The organism is Microbacterium sp. A93 (genome assembly GCF_051842835.1).
The window spans coordinates 735,553-756,044 of the sequence record NZ_JBPXMT010000002.1; the positions used below are offsets into that span (position 1 = coordinate 735,553).

The 20,492-nt window shown below is 68.9% G+C and carries 17 protein-coding genes; 11 read left to right on the forward strand and 6 right to left on the reverse strand.

From position 1 onward, the window contains the following. Positions 1-117: 117 nt before the first annotated feature. Together murJ and ACSU1G_RS07705 are read right to left on the reverse strand one after the other, a co-directional pair. On the reverse strand, positions 118-1,914 hold the full coding sequence (murJ, locus tag ACSU1G_RS07700) for a murein biosynthesis integral membrane protein MurJ (protein ID WP_439279321.1): 1,797 nt from the start codon (positions 1,912-1,914) through the stop codon (positions 118-120). Further along, positions 1,911-2,510, reverse strand: a complete 600-nt coding sequence (locus ACSU1G_RS07705) for an NUDIX hydrolase (protein WP_439279322.1) — start codon at positions 2,508-2,510, stop codon at positions 1,911-1,913. Before ACSU1G_RS07705 ends, murJ begins: the two co-directional genes overlap by 4 nt. Positions 2,511-2,616: 106 nt before the next feature. On the opposite strand from ACSU1G_RS07705, the gene ACSU1G_RS07710 reads away from it, so the two are divergent. Continuing rightward, on the forward strand, positions 2,617-4,206 hold the full coding sequence (locus ACSU1G_RS07710) for an HD domain-containing protein (protein WP_439279323.1): 1,590 nt from the start codon (positions 2,617-2,619) through the stop codon (positions 4,204-4,206). A 94-nt stretch (positions 4,207-4,300) separates the two neighbouring features. Here ACSU1G_RS07710 and ACSU1G_RS07715 read toward each other — a convergent pair whose 3' ends face one another. The 3 genes from ACSU1G_RS07715 to ACSU1G_RS07725 form a co-directional block, all read right to left on the reverse strand. After that, on the reverse strand, positions 4,301-6,064 hold the full coding sequence (locus ACSU1G_RS07715; RefSeq protein WP_439279324.1) for a formate--tetrahydrofolate ligase: 1,764 nt from the start codon (positions 6,062-6,064) through the stop codon (positions 4,301-4,303). Positions 6,065-6,632: 568 nt separating this feature from the next. Beyond that, positions 6,633-6,848, reverse strand: coding sequence for a hypothetical protein (locus ACSU1G_RS07720; protein ID WP_439279325.1), 216 nt, complete (start codon positions 6,846-6,848; stop codon positions 6,633-6,635). Positions 6,849-6,991: 143 nt separating this feature from the next. Then, positions 6,992-8,077, reverse strand: coding sequence for an inositol-3-phosphate synthase (locus ACSU1G_RS07725; RefSeq protein WP_439279326.1), 1,086 nt, complete (start codon positions 8,075-8,077; stop codon positions 6,992-6,994). Positions 8,078-8,316: 239 nt separating this feature from the next. Here ACSU1G_RS07725 and ACSU1G_RS07730 point away from each other — a divergent pair, with 239 nt between their 5' ends. From ACSU1G_RS07730 to rplI, 6 genes are all read left to right on the forward strand, one after another. Then, on the forward strand, positions 8,317-9,930 hold the full coding sequence (locus tag ACSU1G_RS07730; RefSeq protein ID WP_439279327.1) for a glycosyltransferase family 87 protein: 1,614 nt from the start codon (positions 8,317-8,319) through the stop codon (positions 9,928-9,930). Positions 9,931-9,935: 5 nt separating this feature from the next. Further along, positions 9,936-11,336, forward strand: coding sequence for a M18 family aminopeptidase (locus ACSU1G_RS07735; protein ID WP_439279328.1), 1,401 nt, complete (start codon positions 9,936-9,938; stop codon positions 11,334-11,336). A 278-nt stretch (positions 11,337-11,614) separates the two neighbouring features. Continuing rightward, positions 11,615-11,929 (forward strand): 30S ribosomal protein S6, encoded by a 315-nt coding sequence (gene rpsF / locus ACSU1G_RS07740; RefSeq protein ID WP_439279329.1) that lies wholly within the window; start codon positions 11,615-11,617, stop codon positions 11,927-11,929. 88 nt (positions 11,930-12,017) lie between these two features. Then, a complete protein-coding gene (locus ACSU1G_RS07745; protein ID WP_439279330.1) occupies positions 12,018-12,596 on the forward strand; it encodes a single-stranded DNA-binding protein in 579 nt (192 codons plus the stop codon). Positions 12,597-12,796: 200 nt separating this feature from the next. Next, positions 12,797-13,036 (forward strand): 30S ribosomal protein S18, encoded by a 240-nt coding sequence (rpsR, locus tag ACSU1G_RS07750; RefSeq protein ID WP_010144869.1) that lies wholly within the window; start codon positions 12,797-12,799, stop codon positions 13,034-13,036. A gap of 31 nt (positions 13,037-13,067) precedes the next feature. Continuing rightward, entirely contained in the window at positions 13,068-13,532 is a 465-nt protein-coding gene (gene rplI / locus ACSU1G_RS07755) for a 50S ribosomal protein L9 (protein ID WP_439279331.1), read from the forward strand. A gap of 176 nt (positions 13,533-13,708) precedes the next feature. Here the strand turns inward: rplI and ACSU1G_RS07760 are convergent, their stop codons facing one another. Next, positions 13,709-14,758 (reverse strand): methyltransferase domain-containing protein, encoded by a 1,050-nt coding sequence (locus tag ACSU1G_RS07760; RefSeq protein ID WP_439279332.1) that lies wholly within the window; start codon positions 14,756-14,758, stop codon positions 13,709-13,711. Between the two features lie 626 nt (positions 14,759-15,384). Between ACSU1G_RS07760 and dnaB the strand changes: the two genes are divergently transcribed. The 4 genes from dnaB to ACSU1G_RS07780 all read left to right on the forward strand — a co-directional run bounded on the left by dnaB (position 15,385) and on the right by ACSU1G_RS07780 (position 20,447). Beyond that, positions 15,385-16,761, forward strand: a complete 1,377-nt coding sequence (dnaB, locus tag ACSU1G_RS07765; protein ID WP_439279333.1) for a replicative DNA helicase — start codon at positions 15,385-15,387, stop codon at positions 16,759-16,761. A gap of 32 nt (positions 16,762-16,793) precedes the next feature. Next, positions 16,794-17,540 (forward strand): M50 family metallopeptidase, encoded by a 747-nt coding sequence (locus tag ACSU1G_RS07770; RefSeq protein ID WP_439279334.1) that lies wholly within the window; start codon positions 16,794-16,796, stop codon positions 17,538-17,540. Positions 17,541-17,596: 56 nt separating this feature from the next. Beyond that, entirely contained in the window at positions 17,597-18,190 is a 594-nt protein-coding gene (locus tag ACSU1G_RS07775) for a GNAT family N-acetyltransferase (protein ID WP_439279335.1), read from the forward strand. Between the two features lie 112 nt (positions 18,191-18,302). After that, on the forward strand, positions 18,303-20,447 hold the full coding sequence (locus tag ACSU1G_RS07780) for an FAD-dependent oxidoreductase (protein ID WP_439279336.1): 2,145 nt from the start codon (positions 18,303-18,305) through the stop codon (positions 20,445-20,447). Positions 20,448-20,492 lie beyond the last annotated feature (45 nt).

Below are 20,492 nucleotides of genomic sequence, written 5' to 3' on the forward strand. Positions count from 1 at the left end.
CTGAAGATGCCACTGCGGGCAATGGCAGGCCACGGATGGGCCGGGGTGCGGTCGGGACCATGCTACGGCTGTCAGCACGCTGTCCTGCGGTGAACCGCCGAACGGTGCCGCAGGAAATTACCGGGCCAGACCGGGAATCCGGCGGGCCAGAGGGCCCAGGAAGTCGGTGAGTTCAGGCACGCGCATGGCCCGCAGCAGCAGGAAGTACACCACCGCCATCACCACCCCGACCACCGCACAGCTCACCAGTGAGGTGACGATGGAGATCCAGGGGAACCCCCCCGAATAACCGCCCATCAACCAGAGGACCAGGGCGCCGGCGGCACCGGCCGCCAGGGCGGCCACCCCGGTGCGGATGTAGGTGTCCAGCACGTGGCCGGACCCGTAGTCCCCGTAGTGACGGCGGACCAGGAGGTGCATCCAGACGAACTGGACCATGTGCAGGAAGGTGAACACCGAGACCATCAGGTAGGCCATGGACCACATCGGCATGAAGACCGAGGCCACGTAGGCGATGACGAGCGTGCACAGGGCGATGCCGACCTGGACGAACATGGGGATCCGGGCGTTCTCCGAGGCGTAGAAGAGCCGCGTCAGGTAGATGTGGGCTGAGCGGAACGGCATGCCCAGGGCCAGCAGGATCAGCAATTGCCCGATCGCCACACCGGAGGCCGTGGCCGTGGCCGAGGAACCTCCGAAGATCCGACCGAGGGGCCCGGCGAGCACGAGGATCGCCACCATGGCGAACATCATCGGCACGGAGAAGCTGCGCAGGCCCCGGCTGACGGTGGCCAGAGCCCCGGTGACGTCGTTCTGATGCAGCGAACGGGTCAGCTGGTTGAACAGCACGGTGGCCAGGGACAGCACGAACACGGAGTGCGGAAGCACGGTGATCAGCTGGGCCGTGTTCAGGGCGTAGAGGCCGGGGATGGAGGCCTCGACGGCGGCCGGGTCGAGTCCCTCGAAGGGCCCTCCGGCCCCAGCGGCCTCGCCGATGGAGGACCGCGCCTCCGTGGCACCGGAGACGAGGCGGGCCACGAGGAGGTTGATGACGTTGCCGGCCATCATGGTGACCAGGGTGTAACCGGCGAGCTTGCCGGTGGACCGCAGCCCCATGCCCCTCCAGCCGAACTTCGGCCGCAAGCCGAGCCCGAGCCTGTGCAGCGGGATGAACAGGATGAGGGCCTGCACCACGATGCCCAGCGTGTGTCCGCCGGCCAGCAGCACGGTCTGGGCCGTGCTCCACTCGGCGAGCTGATCGCCACCGGCCTGGAAGGACCCGAACATCACCAGGTACAGGCCGATCACGCCGATCGCCACCACGTTGTTGGCCACCGGGGCCCACATATAGGAGCCGAAGCGGCCGTTGGCGTTGAGGACCTGGCCGACCACCGCGTACACGCCGTAGAAGAAGATCTGCGGGAACGTGAAGAGCGCGAACGCGGTCCCCAGGGCGAGCATGGGTTCCGACCAGTTGCTGGTCAGGGCCACCATGATGGGCGCGGCCGCCGCGGTGATGACCACGGTGGAACCGGCCATCACCAGCACGGCCAGGGTGATCAGCCGTGAGGTGTAGTCGGAGCCGCGGTCCGGGGCCCGGGCCGCCTTGATCAGCTGCGGGACCAGCACCACGTTGAACACGCCGCCGGCCAGCAGCATGTAGATGATGTTGGGGATCGTGTTCGCGGACTCGAAGATGTCCGCGGCCATGGCGGTGGAACCGATGGCGATGGCCAGCAGTGCGGTCCGGACGAAGCCGAGGATGCGCGAGACCAGGGTGCCTGCGGCCATGATGGCACTGGCCCTCGCGGTGTTGTCCGTGACGGCGGCGGGTGCGGTGCTGGTCTCCGGCGCACCGGTGCCCTGACCGCGGCCCGGGGTGTCCGGCGTCGCGGTGGAGGTGTCCTTGCTCACCGCTGGGATTCCGGCAGGTCGTCGAACCCGTCCAGGTGATCCGGGAGCACGTCCCGTGCCAGGTCCACGATCCGGCGCTCGTTCGGGAAGGACAGCTTGGCGTTCAACACGTCCAGATCCACCCAGGCGACATCCACGGCCTCGTGGTCCGGATCGTTCTCCGTGGTCAGCGCGCCGCCCGTGGCCTGCAGCAGGAAGTGGTGCACGGTCTTGTGCACCCGGTGGCTGGACACCGTGAACCAGTAGTCGATGGCCCCGAGGGAGGCCAGGATGTCTCCGGCGATGCCGGTCTCCTCCTCGACCTCACGGATGGCCGCCTCACCGTGCGACTCCACGCCTTCCGGGTGGCCCTTGGGCAGGCACCACTCCAGCCGGCCACCGCGGTTGTAGCGGGCGATGATGGCGACCTCGAGCCGACCGCCGATCTTGCGCACCACCAAGCCGCCGGCGGAGACCTCCTCCACCGTGGGCAGCGAGCCCTGCGGGGTGTCCCCGGAGCCCGGGACCCCGGCCTGGCCAGGGCGCCGCGGCACACGCCGACCCACCGATGCGGTGAGCGGGGTGCGCTTGGGAGCGCTCGGAACAGGATGAGCCATGCATTCCACTGTAGCGGGCCGCCACAGAACCGCATTGAGGCGGCACCGCAGGCCGGTGACCAGTTGTCCTCAGGTGACCCCGGGATCTGGCACCCTTAAACACACCATGAATCCCTCCGCCGCCTCCCTGCCCCCGTCCGGCACGCCCGCCTCCGAGCTGGTCGCCCTGCCCGTCGGGTTCCCGACCGGTGCCGGGTTACCCCCCGTGGTGCTCGAGCTGGGCCAGCTGTTCCAGGCAGCCGGCCATGAGCTGGCCCTGGTGGGCGGGCCGGTGCGGGATCTGTTCCTCGGCCGGATGTCCCCGGATCTGGACTTCACCACGGACGCCGATCCGGACACCACCCTGAGGATCGCTCGGAGGTGGGCGGACGCTCACTGGGACATCGGGAGGAAGTTCGGCACCATCGGCTTCACCAAGGGCGGCTGGCAGCTGGAGGTCACCACCTACCGCGCCGAACAGTACGATCCGGACTCCCGCAAGCCACAGGTGGCGTTCGGGGACACGCTCGAGGGCGACCTGGTGCGCCGCGACTTCACCGTGAACGCCATGGCCATCCGCCTGCCGAGCCTGGAACTCGTGGACCTGCACGGCGGCGTCAAGGACCTGGCCGCCGGCCGGCTGCGGACCCCGGGCACCCCCGAGGGGTCCTTCTCCGATGACCCGTTGCGGATGATGCGGGCCGCGCGTTTCGCCTCCCAGCTCGGGATCGGCGTGGACCAGACCGTGACCGCGGCCATGACCTCGATGGCGGATCGGATCACCATCATCTCCGCCGAGCGCATCCGCGAGGAGCTGGTCAAGCTCGTCAACGGCGCGCACCCCCGCGCCGGCCTCAACCTCCTGGTGGATACCGGTCTGGCGGACCACATGCTGCCCGAACTGCCGGCCCTGAAGCTGGAGACGGACGAACACCACCGGCACAAGGACGTCTACGAGCACTCCCTGACCGTGATGGAACAGGCGATAGGCCACGAGTACCCGGCCGAGCTCGAGGAACGCTGGAACGCCGAACACGCTGAGACGGCTTCGACCCAGCCGGCCGAGGCGGAGGGTGAGGTGGCAGCGGAACGGTTCGCGCCGCCGTCGGGCACCTATGTCCCCGCGCCGGACTTCGTCCTGCGCTTCGCCGCTCTGATGCACGACGTCGGCAAGCCGGCGACCCGGCGCTTCGAACCGAACGGGGCGGTCAGTTTCCGGCACCATGACGTGGTCGGCGCCAAGTTGGTCAAGCAGCGGATGCGGGCGCTGAAGTTCGACAACGACACGATCAAGGCCGTGGCCCGGCTGGTGGAGTTGCATATGCGGTTCTACGGCTACGGGGAGGCCGGCTGGTCCGATTCGGCCGTGCGCCGGTACGTCACGGACGCCGGTCCGGTGCTGCCGAGACTGCACGCCCTGACCCGTTCGGACGTCACCACGCGCAACCGCCGCAAGGCGGACCGGCTGGCCTTTGCGTATGACGATCTGGAGCGCCGGATGACGGAGATCGCCGAGAGGGAGGAACTCGAGGCCGTCCGACCCGACCTGGACGGCACCCAGGTCATGGCGATCCTCGGGATCAGACCCGGGCCGGTGGTCGGCCGAGCCTACAAGCACCTGCTGGAGTGGCGGCTCGATGAGGGTCCGCACGACGAGCCGGAGGCCACGGCCGAGTTGTGGCGCTGGTGGGGCGAGCAGCCGGAGTCGGCCACCTGATCACGGCAGTCTGAACACAACAGACGGATCACGGCATCGATCACCGTCGACCGCCTCGGCGTGTCTCGACATCGACTGCGCTCGTGATGCGGGGTTAGAACAGGCCGGTGACGTTGCCGGCGGCGTCCACGTCCATGGAGTCGGCGGAGGGCGTCCGGGGCAAGCCGGGCATGGTCATGACGGATCCGGTCAGGGCCACCACGAACCCCGCGCCGGGGCGCAGCGTCAGCTCGCGCACCGTGACGGTGAAGTCCTCCGGCGCCCCGAGGGCCTGAGGGTCGTCCGTGAACGAGTACTGGGTCTTGGCCATGCAGACCGGGAGATGGTCCCAGCCCTCCGCCACCAGCTGGTCCAACTGGGTCCGAGCCGCGGCCGTGTACTCCACGCCGGCCCCGCCGTAGATCTGCGTGACCACGGCCTCGATCCGCTGAGCCACCGTCATGTCCTCGGTCCACAGCGAGTGCCAGCCGGACTCCTCCCCCTCCGCGGGCAGCACCTCCACGAGCCGCCGGGCCACCTCCAGCGCGCCCTCGCCGCCACGAGCCCAGACATCCGCCACGGCGGCCGGGACGCCCCGGCGCTCGCACCAGCCGATGAGCCAGTCGAGTTCGGCCTCGGTGTCCTGCGGGAAGCGGTTGACCGCGACCACCACGGGCACCCCGTAGCCGGCCATGTTCCTGATATGCCGGGCCAGGTTCGCGACCCCGGCCTCCAAGGCCTCAAGGTGCGGCTGTTCACCGGCCTCGGTGCGGTGGTCGAGGTCCTCCAGGGCCATGCCGCCGTTGAGCTTGAGCGCCCGCACGGTGGCCACCATGACGCTGGCCGCCGGGGGGAAGCCACCCGCCACGGCGGTGATGTCCATGAACTTCTGCCCGCCGAGGTCCGCGCCGAAACCGGCCTCGGTGACCACCACATCCGAGAGTTGCCGGGCGGTGTTGGTGGCCGTGATCGAGTTGGCGCCGTGGGCGATGTTGGCGAAGGGACCTCCGTGGACGAAGGCGGCCGAACCACCCAGGGTCTGGACGAGGTTGGGTTTCAGGGCGTCCTTGAGCAGCACCGTCATGGCCCCCTGGGCGCCGTGGAGGCCCAGGTCTCCCACGGTGACGGGCTGGCGATCGTAGGTCCGGCCGATGATGATCCGCGAGAGCCTCTCCTTGAGGTCCTCCAGGTCCGTGGCGAGGCAGAACACGGCCATGGTCTCGGAGGCCACCGTGATCTCGAAGCCGGACTCGCGCGGGACCCCCTCGGTGCGTCCGCCGAGGCCGATGACCGTCTGGCGCAGGGACCGGTCATTGGTGTCCAGGGCGCGCTTGATGGCGATGGTGCGTGGGTCGATCCGGAGCTCGTTGCCCCGGTGCAGATGGTTGTCCACCAGCGCGCAGAGCAGGTTGTGTGCCGCGGTGATGGCGTGGAAGTCACCGGTGAAGTGGAGGTTGATGTTCTCCATCGGCACCACCTGCGCGTAGCCGCCGCCCGTGGCCCCGCCCTTCATGCCGAAGACCGGGCCGAGCGAGGGCTCCCGCAGGGCCGCCATGGCGGTCTTGCCGGCCCAGACCTCCGGGGCGTCGTCGGCGCGGGCGAGGAGGTTGAGACCGTCCACCAGGCCGACCGTGACGGTCGACTTCCCCTCGCCCGCCGGCGTCGGGTTGGTCCCGGTGACGAGCACTACGCGGCCGGCCTGGCCCGGCCCGCCGGGAGGGGCGCCGTCAGCAGGGGTGCGGGGGCTCAGTCGGCTGGTGTCCACCTTGGCCATGTAATGGCCGTAGGGGATGAGGGCCTCGGCGGGGATTCCGGCCCGGTGGGCGATATCGGCCACCGGTTCGAGCGTCGCTGCTGCGGAGATCTCGGCGTCGTTCATGGGCAGATCCTCGCATAGGGGCACCGGGCCGGGGAATGGTGGGCTGCACGCGACCTTTTCCGTCCCTCATGGGACTGGAGGCCGGAGGGTGACCCGAAGCCCGGATGATCTGGGAATCCAGGTCACCCCTCGACCCCCCGGTGGTCGCGCGGGTGACTAGCGGAGATGGATGATGAAATCCGGCGGCAGGGGGATGTCATCCCGGCTCGGAGACCTTTCCTGGTCAGGGATGAAAGGTGCCGGGCGGAAGACGGTCCCGAAGCGCCGCTTGGCGGATCGCCGGCGCGGAGTGCCTGGGTCATGGTGGGGCTCACTCACGTGCTGTCACCCCCTCTCCAGGATCGAGAAGGTCCGGACAGGAATAAAGACAGCACCACCGGGAGGCCGGCAGTCAGGGTAGCGGGTTCAGGGGTGTCACGAATGACGGACATGGCTGGGTGGTCCCTCGGGTGGGATGCCTCAGCGATGGATCAGCGGCTGGAGAGGGAGGTCCACCGGACCACCGTGGTGGTCTGGTTGACGGCCTGACTCGATGATGCGCCCGGAGGGACGTCCGGGCGGCGGATGCTCAGCTGCGTGCGTTCAGCGCGGAGGCGGGGTCGGATGGATTGATGGCAGCGATCCCTGGATAGGCCAGGAGGACGCCGGACGCGGCAGTGCCGCCGTTCACGAAGTCATGCTGAATAGTCATCAATTTCCCCACCTCCTTCAGATGAGTCAGTCCGCCGATGAAGGGCGGAAAAGCCGACAAGGAGCGCGCAGAGACCCAACGGATCTCGGGCACCCGACGAGGTTAGCAAGATGGTGTGATCTCTGCCACCCCTACCCACGGGTAGTTAAAAAACTGTGGTCGCTGGATGGCCGAAACCCCCGGGGAATTGTCGGGCATCAGGTCATCCAGCGACCGCCAGTGGTGGAAGGGAGGGGTCAGCGCTCGATCTCGCCGCGGATGAAGGCCTCCACGAGCTCGTGCGCCACGTCGTCGTGGTGCTGCACCGGTGGGGACTTCATGAAGTAGCTGGAGGCCGAGAGGATCGGTCCGCCGATCCCGCGGTCCAGGGCGATCTTGGCGGCCCGGACGGCGTCGATGATCACGCCGGCGGAGTTCGGGGAGTCCCAGACCTCGAGCTTGTATTCCAAGGACACGGGGGCGTCGCCGAAGTTGCGACCCTCGAGGCGGACGAAGGCCCACTTGCGGTCGTCCAGCCAGGACACGTAGTCCGAGGGGCCGATGTGCACGTCGTCCTCGCCGAGCTTCGCGGAGGTGTTGGAGGTGACGGCCTGGGTCTTGGAGATCTTCTTGGACTCAAGGCGCTCGCGCTCAAGCATGTTCTTGAAGTCCATGTTGCCGCCCACGTTCAGCTGGTACGTACGGTCCAGGGTGACGCCGCGATCCTCGAAGAGCTTGGCCATGACGCGGTGGGTGATGGTGGCACCGATCTGCGACTTGATGTCATCGCCCACGATCGGCACCCCTGCGGCGGTGAACTTCTCTGCCCAGGCCGGGGTCCCGGCGATGAAGACGGGCAGGGCGTTGACGAAGCCGACCTTGGCATCGATGGCGGCCTGCGCGTAGAACTTCGCCGCCTCCTCGGAGCCCACGGGCAGGTAGCAGACGAGGACATCCGCCCGGGTGTCCTTCAGGACCTGGAGCACGTCCACCGGCTCCGCGTCCGACTCCTCGATGGTCTCGCGATAGTACTTGCCGAGCCCGTCCAGGGTGGGTCCGCGCAGCACGCTCACGCCGGTGGCGGGGACATCGGCGATCTTGATGGTGTTGTTCTCCGAGGCGTTCAGGGCCTCGGAGAGATCCAGGCCGACCTTCTTGGCGTCCACGTCGAAGGCGGCCACGAACTCGAGGTCCGAGACGTGGTAGTCACCGAACTGGACGTGCATCAGGCCGGGGACCTTCTCGTCCGCAGAGGCCTTGCGGTAGTACTCCACCCCCTGGATGAGGGAGGTGGCGCAGTTGCCCACGCCCGCAATGGCCACACGAATCGGGTTCTTCGACACCGGTACTCCTTGTTGTCCTGATGGTCCTGGGGCCGCACACCGGGCGCGGCGGACCGTGGTCCCAATCACTTGGGACGAGAATTCTGATGGGTGCCGCAGACCCGAACGGGCACGGCACAACCCCGTCCACTTTACGCCGGATGACGCGGGCAGACGCATCCGTGTCCAACCACCGCCCCACGCCCGGTATTCCCCAGGGGTGGCGGGCCCCGCCCGGCGCCCCTCCTAGGATGGACACCATGAGCCTGCGCACCCCGGGGAACACCACCAGGCCCGACGCCGGCACCCCCCTTCCAGCGTCTGTCCCGTCCCGCACGGACGGGCTCGTGCGCCGGATGCGGGAGATGCTCGGCGGCTCCGTGGGCCGGCACACGGTTCCCGGTCGGATGGCAGGGACGTTCTGGACGCCGATGCGCGTGCTGATCGCGGTGACGACCCTCTCGGCCGTGATCGCGGTGCTGCTGAAGTCTCCCTGCCGGTTGAACGGCTGGGGGCAGCCCGCCGTCTACTACGCGGGGTGTTATTCGGACTGGTCGGCGCTGTACGGCGGACGCGGGTTCGCGGAGGACGCCTTCGCACCGTTCGCCGCGGGGGCGAGCTTCGAATACCCCGTGCTGATGTCCGTGGTCGCCTCGATCGCGGCGGTGATCTCCCAGACGCTGCCGTTCTCGGACCTGAATCCCTCGCTGGCCTATTGGGACGTGAACTTCGTCTTCACCGCGGTGCTCTGGATCATCACGGTGGTGGTCACCGCCAAGTCAGCGGGGCGCCGGCCCTGGGACGCACTCATGGTGGCGGTGGCCCCGGGCATCATCCTGGCCGGATCCGTGAACTGGGACCTCTGGGCCGTGGGGCTGCTCGCCGTCGGGATGTGGCTCTTCGGCGGGCGCAAACCCCTGTGGGCGGGCATCTTCTTCGGCCTGGGGGCCGCCATGAAGCTCTATCCGCTGCTGATCCTGGGGGCCCTGCTCATCCTGGCCGTGCGCTCGCTGCGGTGGTCCCCATTCCTCTGGGCCACCCTCGGCACGGTGGCGGCCTGGCTGGCGGTCAACCTGCCGATGATGATCGCCAACCCTGCAGCGTGGAGCGTGTTCTTCACCTTCTCGGGGGAACGCGGCCCCGGCCTGTCCTCCGTCTGGCACGCCTGGAACGTGACCCTGGAGAAGATCGGTGGGCCGGTCATCGCCGCCGAGCAACTGTCCCTGCTGGCCTACGGCGCCTTCTTCCTGTGCTGCTGCGCCATCTTCGCACTCGGGGTCGCGTGCCGCTACCGGCCCCGGATGGCGCATCTGGCGTTCCTGATCGTGGCGGCCTTCGTGCTGTGCAACAAGGTGTACTCGCCCCAGTTCGTCATCTGGCTCGTGCCGCTGGCGGCGCTCGCCGTGCCGCGTTGGCGGGACTTTTTGATCTGGCAGTTCCTCGAGGTCCTGCACTTCTGGGCCATCTGGATGTACCTGGCCAAGGGGGCCTCCGGCTCCGAGGTCCAGCACTCCATGGACGACACCTTCTACGTGCTGGCGATCCTGGGTCACGTGGCGGCCACGGTGTACCTCATGGCCCGCGTGGTGGAGCAGATGCTGGATCCGGAGCAGGACCAGGTGCGGGCGTCCCTGCCGGGTGGCCGGATCTGGCTGGGCGGCCAGACCGGGCCAGGCGGTCAGGGGACGGCGAAGGCGGCGGCCCGGCTGCAGGCCTTGGGCTTCGACCCGGCCGAGGCGCGGCGGCTGCCCGTGGACGACCCCCTGGGCGGGGCCTACGACGATGCCCCCGACCGCGCCCCCTGGCTGGTGCGCGCGCACGCCGAGATCCGCCACACCCCGGGGCGCCATTCCAGGCAGCCCCCAGTACGGTAGGGACCATGACCGATCTGTCCCCCCACCTGCAGGACCTCTCCGACTTCGTGTTGGCCAGCCCCTCGAGTTACCACGCCGCCCACGAGGTCGCCCGCCGGCTCGAGGCCGTGGGCTACGTCCGTCTGGACGAACAGCAGGACTTCCCCGCGGAACCCGGCGGGTACGTCCTGGTGCGGGACGGCGCCGTGATGGCCTGGCGGATTCCCGACGTCGGCCGGCAGGCCGGGCGGCCCGGTCCGGTCCCGGTGCTCCGCATCCTCGGCGCCCACACCGATTCGCCGACCTTCAAGCTCAAGCCGCGTCCCTCGACCTCGCGGGAGGGCTGGTTGCAGGCCGGCGTGGAGGTCTACGGCGGCCCGCTGCTGAACTCATGGCTGGACCGGGAACTCTGCTTCGCCGGGCGCATGGTGTCCGTGGACGGCCGGGAGCATCTCGTCCGGACCGGGCCCATCGCCCGCTTCCCGCAGTTGGCCATCCACCTCGACCGTGAGGCCAACAACGGACTGACCCTGGACCGGCAACGCCACCTGAACCCGATCTGGGGTGCCGAACCGGTGGTGGGAACGGGCCGCGTTGATGACCACGACTCCCGGGGCTCCGCCGGCCGGGATGCGAACCTGACCACCGACATCCTGGCCGTGCTGGCGCGTACCGCGGGACTGGACGCGGACGCGGTGGCGGGCTTCGACGTCGTGATGGCCGATACCCAGGCCCCCGGGCTGTTCGGGGCCGACGGGGAGTTCTTCGCCTCCGGCCGGTTGGACAACCTGTCCTCCGTGCACGCGGGCCTGGTGGTGATGGAGCAGCTGGCTGACTCCGGGGAGGGGGCAGGCCTGGTGGCGGATGGGGTGGCCGGGGAATCCGCCGGGGCCTCGGTGATCCCCGTGTTGGCGGCATTCGACCACGAGGAGCTCGGCTCCGCCTCCCGCTCCGGTGCCGCCGGGCCCGTGCTGGAGGACGTGCTGCGCCGGGTCCTGGTGGCCCTGGGTGTGGAGGGTCAGGGCGCGGCCCGGTCCTTCGCGGGATCCTGGTTGCTCTCCGCCGATGCCGGGCACCTGGTCCACCCGAACTACGCCGAACGCCATGATCCGGTGAACCACCCGCGGCCCAACGGTGGGCCGCTGCTGAAGATCAATGCCAACCAGCGGTACTCCACGGATGCCGCCGGAGCTGCCGCCTTCGCCCGCTGGTGCGGGGTGGCCGGGGTGCCGTTCCAGGAGTTCGTCTCCAACAACGCGGTGCCCTGCGGGTCCACGATCGGCCCGATCTCCGCCACGCGGCTGGGGATCCGCACGGTGGACGTGGGCATCGGGCTGCTCTCCATGCATTCGGCCCGCGAGATGTGCGGGGCCCAGGATCCGGAGCGATTGGCCGGGGCTGTGGGGGCGTTCTACGCCGGAGTCTGAGAGCCGTCATCCACTGCCGTACTGCACTGCCGTACTGCACAGCGGCCCGTAGCCGGCGGGTTGTCCACCGATGACCGGGACGCCGCCGGCCCCTCGCTCGGGGGCGGTCCAGACTGGGTGTGGCCCGGACTTTTCGGTTCGCGGCCACGGCGGGGACAGGGTAAGATAGCCAAGGTTTTCTGCGTGCCGTCCCATGACGGACTCCGCGCAGAGGACATCGCACAGAACCTCCTGTTACGGAAGTACCGTGACCGTCAGCCCAAAGGAGGTGGGTTCGCATGCGTGCATATGAACTGATGGTGCTGGTTGATCCCGATGTGGATGAACGCACCGTTGAACCGACCCTGCAGAAGTACCTGGAGGTCGTCACCAAGGACGGCGGCTCCGTGGACAAGTTCGATCTCTGGGGCCGGCGCCGCCTGTCCTACGAGATCCAGAAGAAGGCTGAGGCCATCTACGCGGTCATCAACTTCACCAGCTCCCCGGAGACCTCCAAGGAACTGGACCGACTGCTGGGTCTGAACGAGACCATCCTCCGCACCAAGATCATCCGCCCGGAAGAGCAGAAGATCTCCGCGGAGCCCGCAGAGTAACGACTGTGTTGGCACCTTCGAGGCAGCCGCACCCCCACGCCGATATCACCGCCGAACAGCACTGACTCAAGGCTCTACAGGAGGCACCATGGCCGGAGAAACCGTCATCACCGTTGTTGGAAACCTGACGTCCGACCCGGAACTGCGGTTCACCCCCTCGGGTGCAGCCGTGGCCAACTTCACCATCGCCTCCACGCCGCGGACGTTCGATCGCCAGGCCAACGAGTGGAAGGACGGGGAAACCCTGTTCCTCCGCGCGTCGATCTGGCGTGAGGCGGCCGAGAACGTGGCCGAATCGCTGACCAAGGGCACCCGCGTGGTGGCCCAGGGTCGGCTCAAGGCCCGGAGCTACGAGACCCGAGAGGGCGAGAAGCGCACGAGCTACGAGCTGGACTGCGATGAGATCGGACCTTCGCTGCGCTACGCCACCGCGAAGGTCACCAAGTCCAACCGCTCCGGCGGGGGCGGCTTCGGTGGCAACTCGGGTGGCGGCGGCTTCGGCGGCGGCGCTCAGGGGGGCGGCTTCAATCAGGGTGGCGGCGGCCAGGGCGGCGGAAACGCCGGCTGGGGCGCCGGAGGCGGCGGTCAGCAGGCCGATCCGTGGGGTGGGTCCTCCACCTCCGCCGGCTCCTGGGACACCCCGGGCAACAACGAACCGCCGTTCTGATCCCGTGCCTCTGATCGATCACTGAATCATCCGGAGCTGGTATCCCACCAGTTCCACCCCGGCCCGCGGCGCCCTCGGGCGCCAACCGGCCGAACGCCGTGTAGGAACCGTTTCCCGCACGGCTCGCAGGTGGCTCGCCACCCGCGATCCCATCCCGCAGAACCGTTCTGCGGGCTCCCGAATAACGAAGGAGCACCACGATGGCGAAGGCTGAAATCCGTAAGCCCAAACCAAAGTCCAACCCCCTGAAGGCCGCTGACATCACCGTCATCGACTACAAGGATGTTGCACTGCTGCGCAAGTTCATCTCCGACCGCGGCAAGATCCGCGCGCGTCGCGTGACCGGCGTGACCGTGCAGGAGCAGCGCAAGATCGCCCAGGCCATCAAGAACGCCCGTGAGGTGGCCTTGCTGCCTTACTCCGGCGCTGGCCGCGGCTGATCGCCCGAGTCGAGGAAGGAACAGATACCAGATGGCAAAGCTTATTCTGACCCAGGAAGTAACTGGCCTGGGCTCCGCCGGTGACGTCGTCGACGTCAAGAACGGCTACGCCCGCAACTACCTGCTGCCGCGCGGTTTCGCCACCACGTGGACCAAGGGCGGGGAGAAGCAGATCGAATCGATCAAGGCTGCTCGCGAGATCCGCGCCGTGAAGTCCCTCGAGGAGGCCCAGGCCCTGGCAGCGAAGCTCCAGGCGTCCCCGGTCAAGCTCGTGGTCACCGCCGGTGAAGGCGGCCGCCTGTTCGGCGCCGTCAAGGCCGCCGACGTGGCCGACGCCGTGCAGGCTGCCGGTCTCGGCAGCATCGACAAGCGCGTGGTGACCCTGCCGACCGCCATCAAGGTGACCGGCCGGTTCCAGGCTCACGCCCGTCTGCAGGAGGATGTCCTGGCCGTGATCGACCTGGACGTCGTCGCTGCCAAGGCCGCCAAGAAGTAGACACGCGGCACCACCGGGATGAGTCCGGAGGCCGCCCCCGGGCGGCCTCTTGCCCCGGACCAGAGGCCGGCCGGCTCCCCTGAAGGGGAACCGGCCGGCCTCTGGCGTGTGCGCACCCAGTGCTGCCAGAGCGCCAGACCCCTCGGAGCGCCTGGCCGGCTGGAGCGCCGGGGCCGTCAACGCCGGCGGGCGGTGGCGAGGAAGACGGGGAAGGCGGTGCCCTCCTTGTCGATCTCGAAGCTGTCGCGGATGGTGGTGTCCTCGAATCCCGCGGTGTCCAACCACTCGGTGAGCTGGTCACGGCTGATGCCCGAGTGACCGTTGAAGCCCGGAACGTGTGCGTGGAAACTGCCGTCCTCGGTATCCAGGTCCGCGATCGCCAGGTGGCCGCCGGCGTCTATCAGGGTGTGGAATCCGGCCAGGACCCGAGGGATGTCCTGAACGTGGTGGAGCACCAGGCTGGCCACCAGGAGGTCGAAGCGATCCGCCGGGACGGCCCCGGACTCCAGGTCCAGGTCCCAGACTCGGGTCCCTGCCGGCAGGGCCCCCGAGGACACCTTCTCCTGGGCCGCCCGGCGCATCCCCTCAGAGCTGTCTGCCAGCGTCACGCTGGCCACGTGCGAGGCCAGTGCCTGGGAGACCAGTCCGGTACCCGCTCCGTACTCCAGGAGCCGCTCAGCGCCCGTCAGCGGCAGTGCGGTGGTGATGGACTGCGCCAGGAGTCGGGCCTCCTCGGCTTTACGGGGTTCCTGGTCCCAGGTGGCGGCTGCGGCGTCGAAGTGCTGGTGCACAGGGGGCCGGGACTGGTCGAGCTGCTGGGTCACGTAGCGGTACCCGGTCCGCATCAGCTCCTCGAGGACCTCCACGTCCACATCCTTCAGCGTGTTGACGTAGAGGCATCCCTTGCCCATCCGGTGTTTGCCGAGACGTTCCAGGAGCGCGGCGGCCTCGGGCTGCATGGTCAGTCCGTACAGCGAGAGGCTGGCCTTGCGGGGCGAGAAACCGACCGCAAGGGCGTCGCCGCTGTGACCGGAGGCGTACTCGTAGTGGTAGGCGCCGTACCCCACCATGGTCGGTCCCCACATCTGTGGCTCCGCACCCGTCACGCGCCGGAACATCTCATCCAACACCTCCGCGTCGGCTCGGCGGACGGCGTGCTCCACGTGGGCGATGAACTCGTCCACCGGAGTCCCGGTGGGCTTCGTCTTGTTTTCATGGCCACTCATGGCCCTATCATTCCAGTCCCTCTCTCCGGAGGGAATGTGAAACCGTCAGGGGATGAACGGCGGGTGAACCCCGCACGGACGTGACGGATGTGACAGGCGGTGGGCCCGGCTGGTGGGGCGGTGGCCGGAATGAGCGCGGGAGCGGCATACAACCGCCGGTACAAACCATGTGGACAAACTGTGGATAACTCTGAAACCGGAGGCGGGCACTTTGCGCCAAACCGGTTGTCGATGGTACGTACCTCGGAGTAATCCCCAAGGAAATTCTTTTCTATCCACAGCCCTGATCCATCAAACGTCCATGTCAGCTCACAGATACGTGGATATCCACCGAGTAATCCCCGGAGTTGTCCCCACGCTGTGCACACAACACGCCGTGGAATCCACATGTTATCCACAGGGGGTGTGGAACACGCGGTTGAGGCGCGTCCTGCCGACGAGTAGTGTCACGTGGTATCCCCTTCAGGCGAAGCCGGGTATTGGCCGTGGATCCACGGCGCACATCCGGCGTTCGACGCCTGCGGAATCCGCTGTCCCAGTTGGGTCTGGTGCGGCGGATTCCATGGGGGACATCGCACCGCGAGGAGTTGCCGGGCCGTCCGGTTACGGGAGAGGGAATCAAGTACTTGGCATCACAGGATTTTGATTCCACCGACGGCGCCGGTGGCTCGCGGGCCGGCCTTCTTCCACCACAGGACCTCGTAGCTGAGCAGTCCGTGCTCGGCGGCATGATGCTCTCCAAGGACGCCATCGCGGACGTGGTGGAGCTGCTCCGCGGCAATGACTTCTACAAGCCCGCCCACGAGATGGTCTACGAGGCGATCATCGACCTCTACGGCCGCGGCGAACCCGCTGACGCCGTCACCGTGGCTGATCTGCTGAACAAGCGGCAGGAACTCTCGCGCATCGGTGGCCCGGCCGTCCTGCACGAGCTGGTCCAATCTGTTCCGACGGCCGCCAACGCAGGCTTCTACGCCGAGATCGTCCGCGAGAAGGGCGTGTTGCGCCGCCTGGTGACGGCCGGCACCAAGATCGTCCAGATGGGCTACGGCCAGGACGGCGAGGTCGAGGAGATCGTCAACGAGGCCCAGGCCGAGATCTACAAGGTCGCCGAGACCCGCCAGTCCGAGGACTACGTGCCCCTGTCCGGGATCCTCGAGCACACGGTGGACGAGATCGAGGCGGCCGGATCCCAGGGCGAAGGGATGACCGGGGTGCCCACGGGCTTCTACGAGTTCGATGAGCTGACCCAGGGGCTGCACGGCGGGCAGATGATCGTCATCGCGGCCCGTCCTGCCGTGGGCAAGTCCACCCTGGCCTTGGACTTCGCCCGTTCCGCTGCCATCAAGAGCAACATGACCTCCGTGTTCTTCTCCCTCGAGATGGGCAAGAACGAGATCGCCATGCGGCTGCTCTCGGCGGAGGCCACGATCGCCCTGCAGGACCTGCGCAAGGGCACCATCCGGGACGAGCAGTGGTCCAAGATCGCCGCGACCGTGGGTCGCCTCAACGACTCCCCGTTCTTCATCGACGATTCCCCCAACATGTCCATGATGGAGATCCGCGCCAAGTGCCGCCGGCTCAAGCAGAAGCACGACCTCAAGCTCGTCATCCTGGACTACCTGCAGCTGATGAGCTCCGGCAAGAAGGTCGAGTCCCGCCAGCAGGAGGTCGCTGAGTTCTCCCGCGCGCTGAAGCTGCTCGCCAAGGAGCTCGACGTCCCCGTCATCGCGCTGTCCCAGTTGAACCGTGGCTCGGAGCAGCGCACGGACAAGAAGCCGCAGATCTCCGACCTGCGTGAGTCCGGCTCGATCGAGCAGGACGCTGACATGGTCATCCTGTTGCACCGCGAGGACATCTACGACAAGGAGTCCCCGCGTGCCGGCGAGGCCGATCTGATCGTGGCCAAACACCGTAACGGCCCCACCAAGACGATCGTGCTCGGCTTCCAGGGCCACTACTCCCGGTTCTCCAACATGGCGCCTGACGCCGGCGGGTTCTGACGATCGACCTCCCGGCACCTAGGGTGGCTCCGGTGAACGGGGTGGGGGAGGTGGTGACGGATCTCTGGGCGCGGGCCACCGCCACCCATGCGCCCCTGGACCTGCCCCTGGTCCTGGCTCTGGCCGGTGCAGCCCTGCTCCTGGCCTGGAGCCCCTGGGGCTACCGGGTGATCCGCCACCTGGTGACGCTGGTCCACGAGGCCGGGCACGCACTCGTGGCCGTCCTCGCCGGACGCCGGCTCAGCGGTATCCGCCTGCACTCGGACACCTCCGGGGTGACCCTCTCCCGCGGCCGACCGCGAGGTCCGGGGATGGTCCTGACGCTGGCTGCCGGCTACCCCGCACCGGCCCTCGCGGGGCTGGCGGGCGCCTGGCTCGTGGGTGCCGGTTATTCCGCGGGCGGGTTGTGGCTGCTGGTCCTGACCTGCGCACTCATGCTGTTGCTGGTGCGCAACCTCTACGGGCTGTGGGTGGTGCTGGTCACCGGCGCGGCGGTGGGGGCGCTGTCCTGGGCAGCCCCGCCAGTGGCGGTCCAGGCCGCCGCCTACCTGGTGGTCCTCTCACTGCTGCTGGCCGCCCCGCGCTCGGTGATGGAGATGCAACGCCAACGACGCCGGCCCCGGCGCCCGCATGGTCACGGCCGGCCGGGCGGTGCCCCGGCGAGCGACGCCGACCAGCTGGCGGGACTGACGGGTCTGCCGGCCGGGGTGTGGACCGGGGTGTTCTGGCTGGCCTGCCTGGCCTGCCTGGGCGCGGGCGGATGGATCCTGTGGCCCTGAGAATCCCCGCTAGCCACGGACGCATGGAACCCCCCTCCACACCAACCACACCAGTCATGCCAGCAACACCGGCCGTGACGGTCCGCTCCGCCCGCCCGGACGAGGCCGTGCTCCTGAGCGATCTGGCTGCCCGCACCTTCCCGGATGCCTGCCCGCCGCAGATGCCCGCAGCGGACGTCCGGGCCTTTATCGCGCAGCACCTCTCGCCCGGGGCCTTCGCCGGGTACCTGACAGATCCGCGGTACCGCGTCCTGGTGGTGGAACCGACCGATGGCAGCCCCCTGGGCAACATGCCGGTGGGCTACACACTCCTGGACCTGGCCCCCATGGAGGAGCCCCCGCCCGGGATGGACGCCGGAGTGGTCCTCGGCAACCACGGCGAGCCGGATCCGGACGCCGGGCCCGCCTACCTCAGCAAGATGTACGTGCTGGACGCCGCCCGGGGCACCGGGGCCGCCGGGACCCTGATGCGCGCCACCTTGGACGCGGCCCGGCAGCGCGGCCACCGCCAGGTGTGGCTGGGCGTGAACCAGGCCAATACCCGCGCCAACGCCTTCTACGAGAAGCTGGGATTCGCGGTGGTGGGGGAACGGTCCTTTGCCGTGGGCGGGGCCACCGGGGCGGACCACCTGCGGGTGGTGGACGTCTAGCCTGCTATACCCCCAGGCCGCTCAGTCGTGCGTCACGGAGAGCCGGACCATCGGTGGGTCTCCGTCGATGGCCCCTGCCGCCGGAGCCCCCGGGGCACCTAGCATGCGGTCCATGAGAATCGTGGTGCTCGGTGCCTCTGGAACCCTCGGAACACTCCTCGTGGACCTGCTGCGCGCAGACGGACACGAGGTGGTCGCGGCCAGCCGCTCCACGGGCGTGGACGCCTTCACGGGGCGCGGCCTGCGGGAGGCGTTCGCCGGCGCAGACGCCGTGGTCGACTCGCTCAGCCAGGTCAGCTTCAGCGCCGCGAAGGCCATCGCGTTCTTCACCACCACGGCGGGGAACATCTGTGCGGAGGCCCGCCGGGCCGGCGTCGGGCGTCTGGTGTGCGTGTCCATCGCCGGGGCAACGGACGGCGAGGTCAACAAGGCCTACGGGTACTACCGGGGCAAGGCCGCCCAGGAGCACGCCTACCGGTCCTCCGGCCTGCCGGTGACCCTCATCCACTCAACCCAGTGGTTCGAGTTGGTGCCGATGATGCTGCAGATGACCACCCTGGGGCCGGTGGCCCTCATGCCGACTATGAGGATGGCTCCGGTCGCGGCCGAGTCGGTGGCGCGCCTGGTGGCCGAGGAAGCCGTGCGGCCGGCCGGGGACCAGAAAGCAGGGTCCGACGCCGGCCGGGAACCCCCGGTGCGCACCGTCACCATCCGCGGGCCCGAGACCGCGACGGCGGCCGAGGTGGCCCGGAGGATGGTCCAGGTACTGGGCTCGGCCGGGGGCAAGGCCCCGCGGAGGATCCTCGAGGTGCCCCTGTTCGGCCGGGCCATGGCCAGCGGCGGGCTGATCCCGGAGGCGGCGATCGTGGACGGCGTGACCCTGGGCGAGTGGATGCAGCGGCAGCAGAAGAGGGCTGAGCCTCACGGCGGGCAGGACCATCAGGATCAGCACCGGTCGGCCGAGGGTCCGTTGCCGGCCCTGGACCCGAGCGCCGAGGGCGTGCACACGGACGAGGTGCGGGAGGCCTACGACTACGTGATCGTGGGGGCCGGCATGGCCGCGGCGAAGGCGATCGAGGGCATCCGGACGGAGGACGCGAGCGGCAGCATCGGGGTGTTCGGCGCGGACACCGCCGCACCGGTCTACCGCCCGGACCTGTCCAAGACCTTGTGGGTGGACCCGGAGGCCTCCCTGGAGGGATCGCTCATGATCTCCGGCGCCGCCGGTTCGGACTCAGCTCCGGACGCCGGCACACAGGTCCACCTCGGCACCAGGGTGGCGTCCCTGACCCCGGACGAGCACTCGATCACCCTGGCCGGCGGCCGGTCCGTGAGATACGGGAAACTCCTGCTGACCACGGGTGCCGAGCCGCGCACCGCCGGCCTGGAGCCCGGGGACCGGGTCATCTACTACCGGACCGTAGCCGACTACCGCCGGTTGCGGGAGCTCGCGGTGCCCGGGGCGCACGTGGTGGTGGTCGGCGGCGGGTACATCGGCACCGAGGTCGCGGCGGTGCTGACCCAGAACCGCGTCCGGGTGACCCTGGTGGCCACCGGCGAACCGTTATTGGCCCAGATGTTCCCCGCGTCTCTGGCCCGCACGGTCACGCAGGAGTTCCGGGATCGCGGCGTCGAGATCGTCGTCGGTCGACTGTCCGGCGGAACGGAGCGGGAGGACGGGGTCACCGTCCGCCTCGAGGACGGTACCGAGATCGCCGCGGATGCCGCCGTGATCGGGGTGGGGGTGGAACCCCGCACGGAACTGGCCCGGGCTGCCGGGCTGGCCGTGGACAACGGAGTCCTGGTGGACGAGCATCTGCGCACCGGCGCGCACAGCATCTACGCGGCCGGCGACGTGGCCCGGTATCCGGACCGGCTCCTGGGGGTCCGCCGCGTGGAGCACGCCTCCGCCGCGGAGACCATGGGCAAGGTGGCCGGGCGCAACATGGCCGGGGCGGACAAGCCCTACCGGACCACCCCGTTCTTCTGGTCCGATCTGTTCGACTACGGCTACGAGGCCGTGGGCGAGCTGGACACCCGCCACACCACGCTGGAGGACTGGGCCGTGGGGGCGGACGGGGAACCGGACCACTCCACCGGCGTGGTCTACTACCTCAACCCCGTGGGTTCGGTGCGCGGGGTGCTGCTGTGGAATGTCTGGGACTCGGTGAAGCTGGCGCGCGAGCTGATCGCGCGGACTGCGGACGAGCCGGTGACCGATCCGGCGAGTTTGAAGGGAAGCATCCCGGTGGGGTGACCTCTGGGATGACCCCTGTGGTGACGCGGAGGAGCCGGGGGTGGC